Annotated in this window: 3 pseudogenes; 1 reads left to right on the top strand and 2 read right to left on the bottom strand. The window is 37.6% G+C overall.

Annotated elements, in window-relative coordinates:
* Together BZK24_RS08495 and BZK24_RS10015 are read right to left on the bottom strand one after the other, a co-directional pair.
* A pseudogene (locus BZK24_RS08495) lies at nucleotides 1–117 on the bottom strand (molybdenum cofactor biosynthesis protein MoaE); the annotation flags it as partial.
* Nucleotides 100–204 (bottom strand): annotated as a pseudogene (locus BZK24_RS10015) (ABC transporter substrate-binding protein); the annotation flags it as partial. The pseudogenes BZK24_RS10015 and BZK24_RS08495, both read right to left, overlap by 18 nt.
* A gap of 2 nt (nucleotides 205–206) precedes the next feature.
* Here BZK24_RS10015 and BZK24_RS08490 point away from each other — a divergent pair.
* Nucleotides 207–332, top strand: a pseudogene (locus BZK24_RS08490) (hypothetical protein); the annotation flags it as partial.
* Nucleotides 333–399 lie beyond the last annotated feature (67 nt).

The raw sequence follows: 399 nt of genomic DNA, 5'->3' as shown, positions 1-399 counted from the left end.
TAAGGCGTTTTTTCTATTCTTTCCCATTAAAACGCATAAAAATGAGCTTTGTCCTATCAAAACATCGCCCAAGCTGTGCGCCATTTTTAACACCACGCCCAAATTTTTGGCTTTATGGAAAAGCTCCACCCCTTTTTTCTTTTTAACATCTTTCAAACGCTCTTTGATAAAATCCAAAGTTTCTTGCATTTTAGCCAACTTTTTTCAGAGAACGCATGAAAGAAGTCATGGATGAAAAAGTGGGCGTTTTTAGAGAAGGCAAAAAATTAGAAGAAGCCCTTAAAGAATTGCAAGAGCTTTATGCACGCTCCAAAAACATTTGCGTGAAAAACAACAAGGGAGCAGAGATTAAAGAGCGTTAAGGAGAGTAAAATCCCCTTTTAGCGTTTGAGGGAATTG

Origin of the sequence: Helicobacter pylori (assembly GCF_001998165.1) — a bacterium.
GTDB classification, from domain to species: domain Bacteria; phylum Campylobacterota; class Campylobacteria; order Campylobacterales; family Helicobacteraceae; genus Helicobacter; species Helicobacter pylori_DL.
The sequence above is the reverse complement of the archived record's forward strand: the minus strand, read 5'-3'. Positions and strand labels throughout refer to the sequence as shown.